General features: G+C 45.9%; 1 protein-coding gene. It reads left to right on the top strand.

Annotated elements, in window-relative coordinates; all coding sequences use genetic code 11:
- Window positions 1–70 precede the first annotated feature (70 nt).
- A partial coding sequence (locus tag Q4528_RS13655) for a hypothetical protein (protein ID WP_439848937.1) occupies window positions 71–279 on the top strand: 209 nt, incomplete at its 3' end.

The raw sequence follows: 279 nt of genomic DNA, 5'->3' as shown, positions 1-279 counted from the left end.
AGATTCAGGCGCAGACATTGGTTACACCATTCCCAAAGAGGGCGCTTTAGCTTGGTTAGACTGCTGGGCAGTGTCGAATGGTGTACAAAACCGAGAGTTAGCTCATCAGTGGATTAACTTTACGTTAGAGCCTTGGGTGAGTGAGTTGCTTACCGAGCGCCAAGGTTTAGCCAATACCATTGTGCAAGATACTCGCAGTGTGGCTGAAGATAAGATTATTTGGCTAGAGCGAGTAGAGGATAACCAGCGTAGAACGGATTATTGGGAAAATATTCTAAG

It is taken from the genome of Staphylococcus pasteuri (genome assembly GCF_030547725.1).
GTDB lineage: Bacteria > Bacillota > Bacilli > Staphylococcales > Staphylococcaceae > Staphylococcus > Staphylococcus pasteuri.
This window is presented reverse-complemented; position numbering and strand designations above follow the sequence as displayed.